General features: G+C 38.1%; 1 protein-coding gene. It reads left to right on the top strand.

Features of this window, described 5'->3' with window-relative positions:
- The coding region (locus SB756_RS34940) for an ATP-binding cassette domain-containing protein (protein WP_410913865.1) at positions 1–239 on the top strand (239 nt) is incomplete at both ends.

Here is a 239-nt window from a genome sequence, read left to right as displayed (position 1 = left end):
AATTGATGCTCAGTTTGATAAAAATAATATTGCGCTAACACTTAATAACATTAGCTATAAATACGATGAGCATAACGCATTAACTAATGTCAGTTTTGTGCTTAAATCGCGGCAAAAAGTAGCCATTGTAGGTCGAAGCGGGAGCGGTAAAACCACCTTAGTTAATTTGCTAACCGGTTTATGGCCACTTCAGCAAGGTAGTATTACATTAGGTGACCATAATAACGCGCAAGACCTTC

The organism is Pseudomonas sp. SIMBA_068, from assembly GCF_046534705.1.
Taxonomy (GTDB): domain Bacteria; phylum Pseudomonadota; class Gammaproteobacteria; order Pseudomonadales; family Pseudomonadaceae; genus Aquipseudomonas; species Aquipseudomonas putida.
This window is presented reverse-complemented; position numbering and strand designations above follow the sequence as displayed.